This is a genomic window from Pyrinomonas methylaliphatogenes, from assembly GCF_000820845.2.
Taxonomy (GTDB): domain Bacteria; phylum Acidobacteriota; class Blastocatellia; order Pyrinomonadales; family Pyrinomonadaceae; genus Pyrinomonas; species Pyrinomonas methylaliphatogenes.
In genome coordinates, this window is the sequence record NZ_CBXV010000008.1 from 342,405 (window position 1) to 358,134 (window position 15,730).

The window sequence follows — 15,730 nt, forward strand, 5'->3', positions numbered from 1 at the left end:
GCTTTTGGAAGACTACGGATTCGATCAAGTCCGGCGCGCGCGCGTTGCCATCCAGATCCTGTAAGCCTCATCGCGTTTCAACCCGAGTTCGCGCGCCGCGCGCTTTAACGCCGCACGATGGTCCATCCCCTCATCCTCGAGCTGCGAGATCTTCCGCTCCAATGCTGCAGCCAAATCATCATGCCGGGAGAGCTCCTCTTCGGTCGCCGCTTCAGCTCGATCTATGACGAGGACGATCTCGCCGCGCGTTTTTTCCCGGCTGAAACGCTGGGCCAGCTCGCTCAAACTGCCGCGCGCGATCTCTTCATGGAGTTTGGTCAATTCGCGCGCCACGGCGGCTTGGCGCTCGCCGAGTATCGCGCGCGCATCGGCGAGCGACGCGGCCAGGCGGTGCGGCGCTTCGTAGAAGATGAGCGTCGCCGCAAGCGCGCGTACTTCCATCAAACGCGCGCGCCGCGCATGGCTCTTCGCGGGCAAGAAACCGCCGAAGAAGAACTGATCGGTCGGCAGTCCCGAAGCGACGAGCGCGGCGACGAAGGCCGCCGGACCGGGAACGGGCACGACCTTCAATCCGCGCGCCAGACACTCGCGCACCAGACGATAGCCGGGATCGCTGATCGCGGGCGTGCCCGCGTCAGCGACAAGCGCCACTTGTTCGCCCGCCGCAATGCGATCGGCGATCTGTTCGGCGCGTTCGCGCTCGTTGTGTTCGTGATAACTGATGGTCGGTCGTTCGATTCGGTAGTGCGCGAGCAGTTTGCGCGTGTGGCGCGTGTCTTCGCAGGCGATGAGATCCGCTTCCGCCAACACGCGCAAGGCCCGCTGCGTGATGTCTTCAAGATTGCCGATTGGCGTCGCGACGACGTAGAGCGTTCCGGACATGTCAACGAGATGGCGAACTTCGCAAAGCTTTCGTCGCCGTCTTCGACGGGCAACTGCCGCTGCGCCCCTTTGAAGCTTTAACTCGCGGCGATTTCGTGGCGGCTCGAACGCGCATCGCCACAGCGCGATCGCTTCTTCCCCGGGAATTTCGACTCGCTGCGCCTTTGCGGCGATCAGTTCGAGCGCCCTTCATCGTTCGAGCAAAGCTTCGACGTGCGCGCGCAGGCGTTCAACCGTAAACGGGTGCAGGCGCCCCATGTGGTCGCGCGCCATCCAGCGCGGCGCGCCCTGGCGTTCGCAGACGAGGACGAGTTCTTCGCTCGCCGGACTGCCGAAGCGCCTGAGCTGCGCGCAGGCCAATCCGCCGCGCACGATGCCATCGCGCGGACTGCGCGGCCATCCGGCTTCAACCGTCAGCGCGCGAAAGCCTGCGCCGCGCACCGCTAACCGCACGCCGGTCATGGTCGCGCTCCCGACCTTGAACCTATGCTCTTCGGCGCGTTCGAGAGCGAGACCGCCCCCGGCGCGATTCAGTTCGGCGACGATTCCGCTCAGTTCGCGATCGAGCCATTCGATGCCGGCCTTGCGCAGCCGATCGTTCGAGGCGCGTAAGACGATATACTCGAGCACTTCGCTCGCCCCCTCGCGGCGCGCCCGTTCGAGAGCCTCTTCCAACAAACGTTCGTATGATTCGCGATCTTCGGCCATCGCCAGCGATGGTAACACTTCCGACCGCCGAGGTTAATGCCGATCGCCGCTTTCGCGCGGAGAGTTTGAACTTGTCGCGCCGCGCCCGCACGTGATAAGTTGCCAAGCTCTTCACGTTTGAACGCGAGCTAGGGATCGACGATCATGGGTGACACGGTGCGAATTGGCATCATCGGCACGGGGTTCGCCCGCACAACGCAGATTCCGGCCTTTCTCGCCTGCGAAGGCGCGCGCGTGGTCGCCATCGCGAGCGGCCATCGCGAAAACGCCGCGCGAGTGGCGCAGACGTTCAACATCCCGCACGTCGCGGATGATTGGCGTGAGCTGGTCGCGCGCGATGACCTCGATCTGGTGAGCATCGTCACGCCGCCCGCGACGCACATGGAGATGGCGCTCGCCGCGCTGGATGCAGGCAAGGCGGTGCTCTGCGAAAAGCCGATGGCGATGAATGCCGATGAGACGCGGCGCATGGTCGAGCGCGCCGAACGGACCGGAGCCTTCGCGCTCATCGATCACGAACTGCGATTCTTGAACGGGCGGCGACGGATGCGCGAACTGGTCCAGAGCGGCGAGATCGGCAGAGTAACCCACATCAAAATCTTCTTTCGCAACGCGACGCGCGCGCGCCCAGACCGCCCGTGGAACTGGTGGTCGGATGCGAAGCAGGGCGGCGGCGTGCTCGGCGCCATCGGCTCGCACGCCGTGGATTCGGTCCGCTGGTTGCTCGGGACGGAAGTCGAAGAAGTCTGCTGCTCGCTTGCGACGCACATCAAAGAGCGGCGCGACGCGCAGACGGGCGCGATGCGGCCCGTAACGTCCGATGACGAAGCGCTCCTTCTGCTGCGACTAGCGAAGACGGACTTGGTGGAGGACGCGACCGGATTGATTTCGCTGTCGGTGGTCGAAGCCGGACGGCAGGATCATTTCACCGAGATCTTCGGAACGCGCGGCGCGCTGCGCATCGAAGAGCGTGGCGAGCTTTGGCGCGCGGAACCCAGCGGAGATCGGTGGGAGATGGTGCCGGTCGAGCCGACCGATCTCGCGCCCGGCTTGCTAGACAACGGCTGGTCGCGCGGTTTTACCGCGTTTGCGCGCGAGATCGTCAAAGCGTTGCGCGAAGGCCGCCGTTCGGTCGAAGGGGCGGCAACGTTCGCCGATGGGCATCGCGTGCAACTCGTGCTCGACGCGGCGCGGCGCGCGCACGAAAGCGGCTGCTGGACCAGCGTGAACGGCTCATGAGCTTAGCTTTTGATCGAAAAGATCGAAAGTTGAACCGCATGCCGAAACTCCCCGCTCGCCAGCCGAAAAGGCCAAGACGTGGCATCGTTCGCGTGGGCGTCGATGCGGGCGGGACTTTCACGGACTTCATCTACAGCATCGGGAACGAAATCCGCATCTTCAAACTCCCTTCGACGCCGCACGACCCATCGCGCGCCGTGCTCGAAGGCGTGCGCCGCATCTGCAGTGAGTTGCAGCTTGCGCCCGATGAGATCGAGGTCGTGCATGGAACGACCGTCGGCACCAACGCGCTCCTTGAAAGGCGCGGCGCGCGCGTCGCGTTCGTCACCACGCACGGGTTCGAGGACCTGCTCATCATCGGGCGGCAAGCGCGCCCGCACCTCTACGATCTCAACGTCACGCGACCGCAACCGCTCGTCGCCGACGGGTTGAGTCTCGGCGTGCGCGAGCGCACGGCGGCAGACGGCACGACGCTCGAACCGCTCGATGATGACCAAGTGAAAGAGATCGTTCGCCGTTTGCGCGAAGCGAAGGTTGAAGCGGTGGCCGTCTGCTTGCTCTTCTCTTTCGCCAATCCAGCGCACGAACGGAAGATCGCCGCCGCTCTATCCGCACTCGGCGTGCCGCTCTCCGTCTCGCACCGGATCTTGCCCGAGTACCGCGAGTACGAACGCGCTTCGACGACGGTGGCTAATGCCTATCTTCAGCCTTTGATGAGCCGTTACATCGAACGGCTCGGGCGCGACGTGCCGCGCTTGCGCATCATGCAATCTTCGGGCGGAAGCATCGGCGCCGAGACGGCAGCAACCGAACCAGTGCGCACGGTGCTCTCTGGTCCAGCGGGCGGCGTAGTCGGTGCGCTTCATGTTGCGCGACCGATAGGCGCGCGCGACATCATCACCTTCGACATGGGCGGAACTTCCACCGACGTGGCGCTTTGCGCCGATGGCGAAGTGCACACCACGCGCGAGATGGTCGTCTCCGGCATCCCCATCGCCATCCCCTGTTTCGAGATTCACACCGTGGGAGCGGGCGGCGGATCGGTCGCGCGCGTGGATCGCGGCGGCTCTTTGCGCGTCGGTCCAGAATCAGCCGGAGCCGATCCCGGCCCGGCTTGCTACGGGAAGTCGGATCTGCCGACGGTGACCGATGCGAATTTGGTCCTGGGCCGTTTCGGCGATGGCGCGCTGCTCGGCGGAGCTTTCCCGCTCGATGTCGGACGCGCGCGCTCCGCCATCGAAGCTCTGGCGCGTGAGCTGAGCGCAGCGGCGAGCCGTAAAGTGAGCGTGGAAGAAGCCGCGCTCGGCATCCTGCGCGTCGTCAACGCGAACATGGAGCGCGCCATTCGCGCCGTCTCCGTGGAACGCGGCCATGATCCGCGTCGCTTTACGCTCGTCACCTTCGGCGGCGCGGGCGGCCTTCATGCGGTCGCGCTCGCGCGCGCTTTGCGCATCCCGCGCGTCATTGTGCCGCGCGATCCCGGCGCGCTTTCGGCCTTTGGCGTGCTCGCCGCTGATGTCGTGCGCGAGCAGACACGTACCGTCATGCTCTGCGAAGAGCGCTTCGCAGACATCGAAGCGCTCTTCCGTGAACTCGAAGAACAGAACGCGCGCGCGCTGGAACGCGAAGGCTTCGCGCGACAAAAGCACACACGCTTCTTGGCCGCGCGGTACCGCGGACAGTCCTTCGAACTCGAACTTCGTTGGCGTCCGAAGATGAACCCAGCGAAGACCTTCCATCGCGCGCACGAGATGCGCTATGGCTACGCGCGACGCGGAAGTCCCGTTGAGATCGTAAGCGTGCGCGTGCGTTCCGTTGGAATAGTCGAAAAGATCGCAGAACAAAAAGCGAAAAGGATGCGGGCACGTCGCGCCAGCGCGCAGCGCGTCAACGTGATCTTCGACGATGGGGCGCGCCCCTGTAACCTTTATCGTCGGGAAGATCTTTCGCCGGGCGCCCGACTTGTCGCGCCGTGCATTGTCACGGAATACTCTTCGACGACGCTCATCCCCGCGGGCGCGCGCGCGTATGTGGACCGGTTCGGCAATCTCGTCATCGAGCCTTGATCGCGTCCGAGAGTCGAAAAACGAACTCCGATTTCGGAGAAAGGCTCGAAGCAGCGCGAAGGCATGACCACTCGAAGCGGTTCGCTTCACTGAGGCCCGATTCGAGCGCAAACGATCCGCGCTCACAGGAAGCAGTCCACGCGCGGTGAGCCCTGCGGGAGCGCAAAGTCGATTCGAGCGCAAACGATCCGCGCTCACGGAGAACGGCGAAGGTCAGATGAAGAATTTCGATCCAGTGACGCTTGAAATCTATCGCGCGCTCTACACTTCGGTCGCCGAAGAGATGGGCGCGGCGTTGCGGCGCGCCGCTTATTCGCCAAACATCAAAGAACGGCGCGACTACTCGTGCGCCATATTTGACGCGCGCGGGCGCGTCATCGCGCAGGGCGATCACATGCCGGTCCATCTCGGTTCGATGCCGATGGCCGTTGCCGCCGCGCTCAGAGAGAGTGCAATCGAGCCGGGCGACGTGGTTGCGCTCAATGACCCGTTCGCCGGCGGGACGCATCTGCCCGACATTACGCTCGTCATGCCTGTTGTCGGTGCAAGCGAAGATGGTCGCCGCACTCGAGCGAAGAGCCATCGAACGCTCTTTTACGTCGCCAATCGCGCGCATCATGCCGATGTCGGGGGCGCGTCGCCGGGGTCGATGGGCGTGGCGGCGGACATCTACGGCGAAGGCGTGCGCATTCCGCCGCTGAAGATCGTAAGGGGCGGATGGCTCAACGAAGATCTGTTGAAGTTGATCTTCGCCAACGTGCGCGCGGCGGATGAACGGCGCGCCGATCTCGAAGCGCAGATCGGATCACTTCGCACCGGAGCTGCGCGCTTGCGCGAAATCATCGGAAGAAACGGCGCGCGCGAAGCGCTCGATTACGCCGAACACCTGATCGCTTATGGCGCGCGGCTGATGCGCGCAACGATCGCTGCCATCCCCGATGGCGTTTACTGCGCGGAAGATCTTTTGGATGGTGATGGATTGAGTGATGATCCGATTCCGATTCGCGTGCGCATCGAGATCCGTGGTGAACGGGCGACGGTCGATTTCACGGGGAGCGCGCCGCAGGTTCGCGGTCCGGTGAATGCGGTCGAAGCGATCACGGTCTCCGCCGTCGCTTACGTCTTCCGTTGCTTGATCGAAGAGCGGGACGTGCCGATGAGCGCCGGATTGATGGAGCCGATTCGCGTCATCGCGCCGCGCGGAACGGTGGTCAACGCCGGTCCACCAGCAGCGGTCGCCGGCGGCAACGTCGAAACGTCGCAGCGCATCGTCGATGTGTTGTTCAAAGCGCTCGCGCAGGCTCTTCCGGAAAAGATCCCGGCGGCGAGCCAAGGGACGATGAACAACTTGACGATCGGCGGCATGGACCCGCGAACCGGCGCGGAGTTCAGCTACTACGAGACGATCGCCGGCGGCATGGGCGCGCGCCCGACGCTCGACGGCCTCGATGCCGTGCACACGCACATGACCAACAGCTTGAACACGCCCGCCGAAGCTTTGGAGTACGCTTATCCGCTGCGCGTGCGCCGCTACGGCGTGCGGCGCGGTTCGGGCGGACGCGGGCGACAGCGCGGCGGCGATGGCGTCGTGCGCGAGATCGAACTGCTCGCGCCGGCGCGCGTAAGTTTACTGGCCGAACGTCGCCGTCTAGCTCCTTACGGTCTGCGCGGCGGCGAAGATGGCGCGATCGGGCGCGATGTGATCGTGCGGCGCGATGGCCGCGAAGAGCCGATCGAGGCCAAAGGCACATGGCAACTTGAAGCGGGCGATCGCGTGCGCATCGAAACGCCGGGCGGCGGCGGATACGGCGAACCTTCCGCTCGATGAAAATGCGCGCGTGATGGAACTGCGAGCGTCAAACCATCTATCGCGGCGAACGCGGCGCGGCAAGCGAAGCTGCGTTTGATATGCGAGCGTGAAACCATCTATCGCGGCACACCCTCGTTGCCGCCAAGAGACTGTTCTGTTCGATTCTTTCTCGCGCTGCGCTTTTTGGATGGCCGCGCGCCCTTCGTGCTATGCTGCAAGAAAGAGGAGCGATTCCGAAGATGCGCGTCACCATCGCCCAGATAAACACGACCAACGGCGATTACGAAGGCAACACCGAGCGGATCATCCGCGCCATCGAACAGGCCAAGCGCGAAAAGTCGGATCTCGTCGTCTTCCCCGAAGTCTGCGTGCAAGGCTATACATCGCTCGACTGGTTCCTCGATCCAGACATCGCGCGTTCGGCGCTGCGCCCGCTCGAGCGGATCATTCCGGTCACCGAAGGCATCACGGCCATCGTCGGCACGGTACGCCCGACCGGCGAAAGCAACGGGCGCAAGCTCTTCAACTCGGCTGCCGTGATCCGCAACCGCGAGCTATTGGGTTTCGCCGACAAAACGCTTCTTCCCGAGTACGACGTCTTCGACGATCCGCGATATTTCGAGCCGGCACGCGAACGACGGCTCTTCGAGATCGACGGCACTCCGGTCGGCATCGCCATCTGCGAGGATTTCTGGAACGACAAGACCTTCTGGCGCGAGCGCCTCTACGACGAAGACCCGACCGATGAACTCATCCGCATGGGAGCGCGGCTGCTCGTTGCGATCAACGCGTCGCCGTTCAACAAAGGGAAGATGGGCATACGCTGCGCTATGGTTACGCATCGCGCGCGCTTGGCGCACCTGCCGGTCGTCTTCGTCAATCTCGTCGGCGGCAACGACGGCATCATCTTCGATGGCGCGAGCCTCGTCGTGGACCAGCATGGCGAAACTATCTTGCAAGCTCCGCCGTTCGAAGAGTTCATCGGTACGGTCGATCTCGATTCCGGCGTGCGACACGAGCGTTGCTTGACGGGCGACGACATCGAGACAGTTCATCAAGCGCTCGTGCTCGGCATACGCGATTACGCGCGCAAGAATCGCTTCGAGCGCGTCGTCATCGGCATTTCGGGCGGAATAGATTCGGCGGTGGTCGCCGCGCTCGCGTGTGAAGCCGTCGGTCCGGAGAACGTCCTCGGCGTGATGATGCCGTCGCCCTTCTCTTCGCGCGGCAGCGTCGAAGACGCGCGCGAGTTGGGCCGCCGTCTAGGGATGGAGACGCGCCTTCATCCGATCAGCGAAGCCTTTGAAGTGTTGGTGCGCGAATTGAATTTGAAACGCCCGACGCGCGGCGGCGAATCGCTCGCCGCGGAAAACCTTCAATCGCGCCTTCGCGGTTGCATTCTGATGACCATCTCCAACGCTGAAGGGAGATTGCTCCTTTCGACCGGCAATAAGTCGGAACTAGCGCTCGGTTACTGCACGCTCTACGGAGACACCAACGGCGGTTTGGCCGTGCTCGGCGATGTGTTGAAGACGGAAGTCTATGCGCTTGCGCACCACATCAACCGCGAACGCGAATTGATCCCGCGCGCGATCATCGAAAAGCGCCCGTCAGCGGAGCTTGCGCCGGACCAGTTCGATGATCAAAGCTTGCCACCATACGACAAGCTCGATCCCATCCTGAAGCTCTACTTCGAACAGCGCGCGACGCCCGAGGAGATCATCGCCGCAGGCAACGACGCGCGGTTGGTTTACGATGTGCTCAATCGCGTGGAATCGCCGGCCAACGAGTTCAAGCGGCGACAGCTTCCGCCGACGCTGATCATCTCGCGCAACGCGATCGGCATCGGACGCAGGCGACCCGTCACGCACCGCTATCGCCGCGTGATGGAATGAAAAATCGCCCCGAAGTTCGGTCCGGCAGGTGCGAGCAATCGTCGCATGATCGAAGACGATCCCCGCCTCGGCGCGCACGCAGGCGATCAGATCAACCGAAGACGCGCCAAACCGTCGCCTGCCGTTCCTCGCTTGCTCTTCGCGCGCGCCGCAGCTAGGCCGCACTGACGGCGGAACATCTTTGATGCGCACTGCCGTTTCTCGCTTGCTCTTCGCGCGCTGCAGCTAGCTCATCTGCTCAACTGGGCCAGTTCGGTAGCCCCCTCTTCGTTGAGGCCGAGCGCTGCGTCGAGCTCGGCTTCGATGTCTCCGGTGACGGGAGCGAACCGTTTGAAATCGTAGAGTTTGGTGTCGAGAAGATGCGACGGCGTGACGTTGCCGAGCGCCGTCAGCATCGAGCTGCGGATGTGCGGGATCTCGCGCTCGAGTTCGCCGATCAGGCGCTTGATGCGCGCGCGCTTCAAATTCTGCTGCGAGCCGCACAGGTCGCACGGGATGATCGGGAAGTTCTTCTCGGCGGCGAACTCGGCGATGTCGCGTTCGCGGCAGTAAGCGAGCGGGCGGATGATCGTGTTTCTGCCGTCATCGGAGCGCAGCACGGGCGGCATCGCTTTGAGTTGCCCGATGAAGAAGAGGTTGAGCAAGAAGGTCGTGATGATGTCGTCGGCATGATGGCCCAGCGCGATCTTCGAACAACCCTCTTCCACCGCCGTTTGATAGAGGATGCCGCGCCGCAGGCGCGAGCAGACCGAACAATAAGTTTTGCCTTCGGGCACGAGCCGCTTGACGATCGAGTAGGTGTCACGTTCGACGATGCGAAAGGGCACGCCGCGCGCGCTCAAGTACTCGGGAAGCACGTGCTTGGGAAAACCGGGCTGCCCCTGATCGAGATTGACGGCGAGGATGTCGAACTTGACGGGCGCGCGCTTCTGTACGTCGAGCAGCAGATCGAGCATCGTGTAGCTGTCCTTGCCGCCCGACAGGCAGACCATCACGCGGTCGCCCGACTCGATCATGTTGAAGTCTTCGATGGCTTCGCCCATTTGGCGAAGCAGCTTGGTTTTGATTTTGCTTTCGACGAACATCACACTGCCTTTCGGAGCCTGCGCTCCAACACAAGATTTTGTCGGAGAAGCGCGCGCAAAAGCAACCCGGCGACTGCACGGATGCGAGGTGCGATCAGCATCAATCTAAGCTAACCTGAAGCTGGATGCTTTGTAAGCCGACTGCACGGATGCGAGATGCGACCAGCATCCCGTTTGGAAGTTGCTCGCTTACCAAGATAGGAGATGGCTGGTCGCTCGAAGTGATCTCAAGCTTTTTGTTGCAGATGCCGACGGAAGAACTCGATGGTGCGCCGCCACGCATCTTCCGCCGCCTCGCGGTTGTAGACTTCGGGGCGATCGTCGTTGAAGAAGGCGTGATCGGCGTCCTTGTAGATGTGGATCTCAACCTGTTTGCCGAGCTCTTTCAAGCGCCGTTCGAGCTCGCGCGCCGCTTCCGGCGTGACGAACGTATCGCGCTCGGCATATAGCCCGAGCATCGGCGCCTCGAGCTTTTCGAGTTCCGGTTTGACGTTAGGATGGCCGCCGTAGAAGACGACGCACGCGCCCACTTGCGGGTTCTTCGTCGCGGCGTAGAGCGAGAGCGCGCCGCCCATGCAGAAGCCGACGGTGCCGACCTTGCTGCTCGTCACCGCCGGATGATTGAGCAAGTACGAGATCGCGCCGCGCAAGTCCTTCTCCGTTTCGGCGATGTTCATCGCCATCATCAGTTTGCCCGCTTCGTCGGGCGATTTCGTCGTCTTGCCGTGATAAAGATCGGGCGCGAGCGCGACGAAGCCCTCTTCGGCGAAACGATCGGCCACGCGCTTGATGTGCGGCACAAGCCCCCACCACTCTTGAATGACGATGACGCCCGGCCCTTTGCCCGAAGCCGGGACGGCTAAGTAGCCTTCCGTCTGTTTGCCGTTGCTTTGAAACTGGACCATCTCTCCTGCCATAGCTTCCTCCAAAAGTCGAACGGTTTGACTGCCAAAGGTGTCCTGCGCAAAACTTCAAGCTTCTACTGTCGCGCTCTCATGCGGCGCTCGCGACGAGCGCGGCCAGAGCACGGCTAGGCTCACGGAATTATTGAACAAACAAACTTCCATCGAGGTCAAATGACGGACAGGATCGTCTTCTTGGATCGCGGCACGATCAAAGCGGAGATTCGCCGCCCAACCGTTCCGCACGAATGGATCGAGTACGAGGCGACCGCGCCCGATCAAGTCGTGCAGAGGTTGCGCGGCGCGCACATCGCGATTACGAACAAGGTTCCGATCCGAGCAGACGCGATCGCGGCGCTTTCGGATTTGAAGTTGATCGTCGTCGCCGCAACGGGCGTCGATAATATCGATCTCGAAGCTTGCAAAGAGCGCGGCATTCGGGTCGCCAACGCGCGCGACTATTCGCGCCACTCGGTCGCCGAGCACGCCCTTATGTTGATGCTCGCGCTTCGCCGCAATCTCATCCGTTATCACGAAGAGGTGCGCGACGGCGCTTGGCAGCGCGCGACGCATTTCTGCCTGCTCGATTATCCAATAGAAGATCTGCAAGGCGCGACGCTCGGCATCGTCGGGATTGGAGCCATCGGGCGCGAAGTGGAACGCCTGGCGCTCGCCTTCGGGATGAACGTCCTTCGCGCCGAACGGAAGGGGGCGCGCGAAGTGCGGGCCGGACGGACGCCGTTTATCGAAGTGCTACGCCGAAGCGACATCGTAACGTTACACGTGCCGCTCACGCCCGAAACGCAAAACCTCATCGGTCGAGAGGAACTCGCCCTGATGCGCCCGGATGCGATCCTAATCAATTGTGCGCGGGGGCGCCTCGTCGATGAACAGGCGTTGGCCGAAGCGCTGCGCGAAGGGCGGCTCGCCGGAGCCGGGATAGACGTTCTCAGTCAAGAGCCTCCGCGCGAGATGAATCCGCTGCTCGCCGCGGACATCCCGAACCTGATCGTAACGCCGCATAACGCTTGGGCCAGTCGAAGAGCCGCGCAAAATTTGGTCGAACAGATCGTCGAGAACATCGAAAGCTTCGCCCGCGGCGAACTGAAGAACGCTATCGTCTGAGATTCGATGAGGCCTTACTGCGATGTCGTTTCGGCATCTTCGGTCGTATCCGGCGTGTAGTGGCGCAGTATCTCACGCCCCAGCCGCGAACGCGGATCGATCGTGCGCAAGTGTTTGCGCCCCTTCATCTCCCAGATGGCCGTGACCTGTCCATCTTTCTCGACGGCGTGATAAGTGATCTCCTCCGTCTCCGCTTGAGCTTCGGCGCCTTGAGATGTCTCCGCATCAGGCGCGCTCGTTGGCGCGGTCATGTTCTCTTCTCGCATCTCCTCTCTTCGTGTGATCCAGATTTTTCACGCAATAAAGGTGTGCTTGCCGGTTAGCCGCTCGATTGTCTCACAGCTTCGTCGGGACTGTCCAGCCAAGCGCGACTCCCATCCTCTTAAGCATCAGCGACGAAGCGCGAGCGCCGCTTCGATCGCGCGCCGTGGTGCGATGACGCCCCAGCCTTGACGATCGACTTCCACAGTCGGCACGCGCTCGGCCGTGTCGATCAAGATTCTTTTGACCTGCTGCGGCGTCAATGTCGGATTGGCTTCAAGCATGCAAGCGACGAGCGACGTGACGATCGGCGCAGCAAACGAAGTGCCGTCTACGTGCTTGTAGTGCTCGTTGATGACGTTCCCTTCGCGCAGCTTGATCGCGATCAATTGACGGAGCAGATAGGCGGGCAGCGTGCGCGCTTCAAAGAGTTCTCTGTCCACTTCGGCGTTTCGTTCGATGATCGCCCGCAGTTCGTCATCCGATGCGCGATCAAGCATGGCGTAAAGCTCCGCTTCGGCAGCCGTCGGCGTGCGCGGCAGGATTGGGGCGGCGACCCAGATGCCGGGCGCGATCACTTCGGGCTTTTGCAATCCATCGATCGTCGGTCCGTAGGATGAACGGTAGATGCCGCGCCGCGCGCGGTCGGGCGAATTCTGATCGTCGAGTCCGCCGACGGCGATGCACGAAGGCGCGCTCGCCGGCGGATAGACCGGATGGTTCGGTTGCAGGCCAGCGTTGCCGACGGCGCAGACGACGACGAGTCCGGCGCGCACGGCCCGTTCGACCGTTTTAGAGAGCGCGTTGTGAAGATATGAGGCTTCGCGGTCTCCGCCTGCCGAGATGTTCACGATGCGTATGCCGTACCGCTCGCGATTGGCGAGCACCCACTCCAAGCCGCGCCGGATGTTGCGCTCCGGGATGCGTCCGGCGTCGCTGATCTTGACCAGAACGAGGCTCGCTTCCGAAGCCAATCCGCGATAGAGCCCGCCGGAGAGCGCGCCGTTACCGCACGCGACGACCGAAGTCATCATGCCGTGCCAGCTTGCGACGTCCGCACTCTCCAGCGATGATGCGTCGTGCGGGATGATGCTGTGATAAGCGACGATGCGGTTGCGCGGCGTAGTCAGATCCGGATGCGCGTAGAAGCCAGAATCGAGAAAGGCGATGACGATGCCACGTCCGGTGAAACGTTCATCGGCATCAAGCCGCAAGTGGATCGGCAAAACCGCGCCCCCCTGTTCGAAGATGGCGGCGTGCGTGTGGAGCTGCCGTTCAGCGCGTGCAAAAAGGCTCGCACAGCGCGCACACAACGATGCGACGGGGCCGACATTAGCGATCACCAGCCGCTGCAACGAATCCGCGAGTGATTCGAGACGAACATGCCCGGCCGCGCTCGGTCGGCGGCAAACCGGGCAGGCATGTCCGATCATCTCGTCCGTAACGATCGTTTCGGTGGACACCGCCCTTCAGATCTCGACCCGAACGGGCCAGGGCAGCTATGATGCCTGAGGCGAGCGAACGAAAGCAAGACTTTCCTCGACCGGCGGCTCGCCAGGGCGCTTCACATGTCGGTTCTCAGCCTCGTCGATTCTGAAGTTGAGCTTCACACGGCGAACGTGTAACTTATCTTCTGGGAGCGAAAAAGATGAGCACTCAACCGACCGTTGCCGACATCTTTCGTCGCGCGCAAAGTTTGTGGCGCGAAAACCCGAACCTATCGCTCAAAGATTTAAAGCAGCGACTGCTCGAAGAGTACCGCGGATCGCCTTTTCCGCCAGCGGATAAACTCGCCATCCCGGAACAGGATGCGCGCGCGCCTGAAGAGGATTGGTCCGCTGGCTTGGCGATCGCCTTGCGCGGCATACAACGCCAAGACTGGAGCGAGATCATCGACGGCATCCTGATGAGCTTAGAGCAGACCGAACGGTACGAGCGCGAGCGCGGACCGCTCGGCAGCGCCGATCGTTGGCACGATCGGAGCAAAGGGATCCGCACCGCGCTCGAGCAGGGTTTAAGCAAATGGCTGCCGGCAGAACTTCTGGCTGCCGCCGAACGCGCCGGACGAAAAGAGCGCTAATGGGCCTTCGGTTCGCGGCAAGGAGCGACGCATGAGCTTTTTGAGTAACCTCTTCGAAGATCCTTACTACCAGCGGGGCGAGCCGCGTCGCCCTGAAGAGCTGAACGATCCCGATCTGATCATCAGCCCGGACACGCGGCGCGAGAACCGTCTGCCGCCAGGACAGACGCGCACGCGCAAATGGCCCGTCCTCGACGCGCACGGCACACCGCACATAGATCTGGCGAACTGGACGCTCGAAGTTAACGGCCTAGTCGAACGTCCACAGCGTTGGACGCTCGCGGAATTCATGAGCTTGCCCGCAGTCCGCGTCTACGCCGATTTCCATTGCGTCACGCGCTGGTCCAGACTCGATAACATCTGGACCGGCGTCGCGACGCGCGAGATCGCTCGGCGCGTCGGCCTCAGACCGGAAGCCCGCTTCGTCTTCGTCACCGCTTACGACAATGGCTGGACGACCAATCTTCCGCTCGAATACTTCTTGGCGGAAGATTCCCTCTTCGCTTGGGAGCACGATGGCAAACCGATCCCGCCCGAACATGGCGGGCCAGTGCGATTGATCGTGCCGCGGCTTTACGCTTGGAAGTCGGCCAAGTGGGTCAAGAGCATAACGTTTCTCGAACGCGATCGACCGGGCTTCTGGGAAGAGGGCGGCTATCACATGCGCGGCAACCCGTGGGTCGGGCCGGATGGCGAAAGGTTCCGCGAACGGGGCGAAGGATAGCGGCGATCAGCTCACGTCTTCCCGCTCAATCATGTGCATCGCTCTCGATCTCGTTCTCATGTGGCAACAGATCATCTTCCTGCCCGAATGGTTGGAACAGGTGGTCACGCAAATCCGCGCGCGGCTGCTGGCCGCCATCCCCGGCTTGCTCACCGGATTGATCATCCTGCTCGTCTTCTTTCTCATCGCACGCGCCGCACGCAATCTGATCCAATCCGTCGTCCCGCGCGTACACGGCGACGTCAACATCATGTTGCTGCTTTCGCGCATCTGCTACTACGGCATCCTCATGCTCGGATTGTTCACGGCGCTGCCCAAAATGGGCCTCGACATAACGGCGCTCATCACCGGTCTCGGATTGACCGGTTTCGCGCTTGGCTTTGCGCTCAAAGACGTGCTGTCGAACCTGATCTCGGGCATCATGCTCCTCATCTACCGCCCGTTTCAGATCGGCGATCAGATCGCGATGGGCACGTATGAAGGGAAGATCGAAACCATACGCATGCGCGATACGGTGTTGCGCGGTTACGATGGGCGGATGATCATCATCCCGAATTCGAAGCTCATTACGGAGGTCGTCATCAACAACCGCAGCGTGCAACTCGTGCGCGAGGCGATCGAAGTCGAACTCAGCGGCAGCGACAGCACGGAAGTTGCTCGCGGGCTACTCGCGCAGGCGCTCGCGCAGATACCTTCACTGGCGGGCCGCGTCGAACCTCAAGTTACGGCGCGCCTCAGGGGCGACAAGCTTCAACTGCTGGCCCACTTCTGGCGCGACCCGCAACGGATCGATGCGACCGAAATGGAGAAAGAGGTCGCTCAAGCGGTTCGCAAACTCTTCGCAGGAGCGGGCCTCAACGTCACGACGGTCGCGCTCAAGCGGGCGACGCCGGAAACCAAGGAGGAAACGGAAAAAGAGAGCGCCCCAGTGCCACCAACAGAAGATTGACGCC

The 15,730-nt window shown here is 62.5% G+C and carries 14 protein-coding genes; 8 read left to right on the top strand and 6 right to left on the bottom strand.

Annotated elements, in window-relative coordinates; translation table 11 throughout:
• Positions 1-24: 24 nt before the first annotated feature.
• Together rsmI and PYK22_RS12700 are read right to left on the bottom strand one after the other, a co-directional pair.
• Positions 25-882, bottom strand: a complete 858-nt coding sequence (gene rsmI, locus PYK22_RS12695; protein WP_041977826.1) for a 16S rRNA (cytidine(1402)-2'-O)-methyltransferase — start codon at positions 880-882, stop codon at positions 25-27.
• A gap of 189 nt (positions 883-1,071) precedes the next feature.
• On the bottom strand, positions 1,072-1,590 hold the full coding sequence (locus PYK22_RS12700; protein ID WP_041977828.1) for a hypothetical protein: 519 nt from the start codon (positions 1,588-1,590) through the stop codon (positions 1,072-1,074).
• 144 nt (positions 1,591-1,734) lie between these two features.
• Here PYK22_RS12700 and PYK22_RS12705 point away from each other — a divergent pair, with 144 nt between their 5' ends.
• The 4 genes from PYK22_RS12705 to PYK22_RS12720 all read left to right on the top strand — a co-directional run bounded on the left by PYK22_RS12705 (position 1,735) and on the right by PYK22_RS12720 (position 8,600).
• On the top strand, positions 1,735-2,829 hold the full coding sequence (locus tag PYK22_RS12705) for a Gfo/Idh/MocA family protein (protein WP_041977830.1): 1,095 nt from the start codon (positions 1,735-1,737) through the stop codon (positions 2,827-2,829).
• Positions 2,830-2,921: 92 nt separating this feature from the next.
• Positions 2,922-4,895, top strand: coding sequence for a hydantoinase/oxoprolinase family protein (locus PYK22_RS12710; protein ID WP_211197701.1), 1,974 nt, complete (start codon positions 2,922-2,924; stop codon positions 4,893-4,895).
• A 217-nt stretch (positions 4,896-5,112) separates the two neighbouring features.
• Positions 5,113-6,723 (top strand): hydantoinase B/oxoprolinase family protein, encoded by a 1,611-nt coding sequence (locus PYK22_RS12715; protein ID WP_041978932.1) that lies wholly within the window; start codon positions 5,113-5,115, stop codon positions 6,721-6,723.
• A gap of 221 nt (positions 6,724-6,944) precedes the next feature.
• Positions 6,945-8,600: an NAD+ synthase gene (locus tag PYK22_RS12720; RefSeq protein ID WP_041978934.1), complete on the top strand. Its 1,656-nt coding sequence runs from the start codon at positions 6,945-6,947 to the stop codon at positions 8,598-8,600.
• A gap of 230 nt (positions 8,601-8,830) precedes the next feature.
• On the opposite strand, the gene ttcA is transcribed toward PYK22_RS12720, so the two are convergent.
• Both ttcA and PYK22_RS12730 read right to left on the bottom strand, forming a co-directional pair.
• Positions 8,831-9,685: a tRNA 2-thiocytidine(32) synthetase TtcA gene (ttcA, locus tag PYK22_RS12725; RefSeq protein WP_083437840.1), complete on the bottom strand. Its 855-nt coding sequence runs from the start codon at positions 9,683-9,685 to the stop codon at positions 8,831-8,833.
• A gap of 227 nt (positions 9,686-9,912) precedes the next feature.
• Positions 9,913-10,602, bottom strand: coding sequence for a dienelactone hydrolase family protein (locus PYK22_RS12730; protein ID WP_041977835.1), 690 nt, complete (start codon positions 10,600-10,602; stop codon positions 9,913-9,915).
• A gap of 159 nt (positions 10,603-10,761) precedes the next feature.
• On the opposite strand from PYK22_RS12730, the gene PYK22_RS12735 reads away from it, so the two are divergent.
• On the top strand, positions 10,762-11,712 hold the full coding sequence (locus PYK22_RS12735; protein ID WP_041977837.1) for a D-2-hydroxyacid dehydrogenase: 951 nt from the start codon (positions 10,762-10,764) through the stop codon (positions 11,710-11,712).
• 14 nt (positions 11,713-11,726) lie between these two features.
• On the opposite strand, the gene PYK22_RS12740 is transcribed toward PYK22_RS12735, so the two are convergent.
• Entirely contained in the window at positions 11,727-11,978 is a 252-nt protein-coding gene (locus tag PYK22_RS12740; protein WP_041977839.1) for a hypothetical protein, read from the bottom strand.
• 123 nt (positions 11,979-12,101) lie between these two features.
• Positions 12,102-13,436 (bottom strand): S8 family serine peptidase, encoded by a 1,335-nt coding sequence (locus PYK22_RS12745; protein WP_211197702.1) that lies wholly within the window; start codon positions 13,434-13,436, stop codon positions 12,102-12,104.
• Between the two features lie 185 nt (positions 13,437-13,621).
• On the opposite strand from PYK22_RS12745, the gene PYK22_RS12750 reads away from it, so the two are divergent.
• The 3 genes from PYK22_RS12750 to PYK22_RS16855 are packed head-to-tail and all read left to right on the top strand — an operon-like array spanning position 13,622 to position 15,726.
• Complete coding sequence (locus tag PYK22_RS12750) at positions 13,622-14,053, top strand: hypothetical protein (RefSeq protein WP_041977841.1); 432 nt, start codon at positions 13,622-13,624, stop codon at positions 14,051-14,053.
• Positions 14,054-14,084: 31 nt separating this feature from the next.
• Positions 14,085-14,777, top strand: a complete 693-nt coding sequence (locus PYK22_RS12755) for a sulfite oxidase-like oxidoreductase (RefSeq protein ID WP_041977844.1) — start codon at positions 14,085-14,087, stop codon at positions 14,775-14,777.
• Positions 14,778-14,808: 31 nt separating this feature from the next.
• Positions 14,809-15,726, top strand: a complete 918-nt coding sequence (locus PYK22_RS16855) for a mechanosensitive ion channel family protein (RefSeq protein WP_157770862.1) — start codon at positions 14,809-14,811, stop codon at positions 15,724-15,726.
• Positions 15,727-15,730 lie beyond the last annotated feature (4 nt).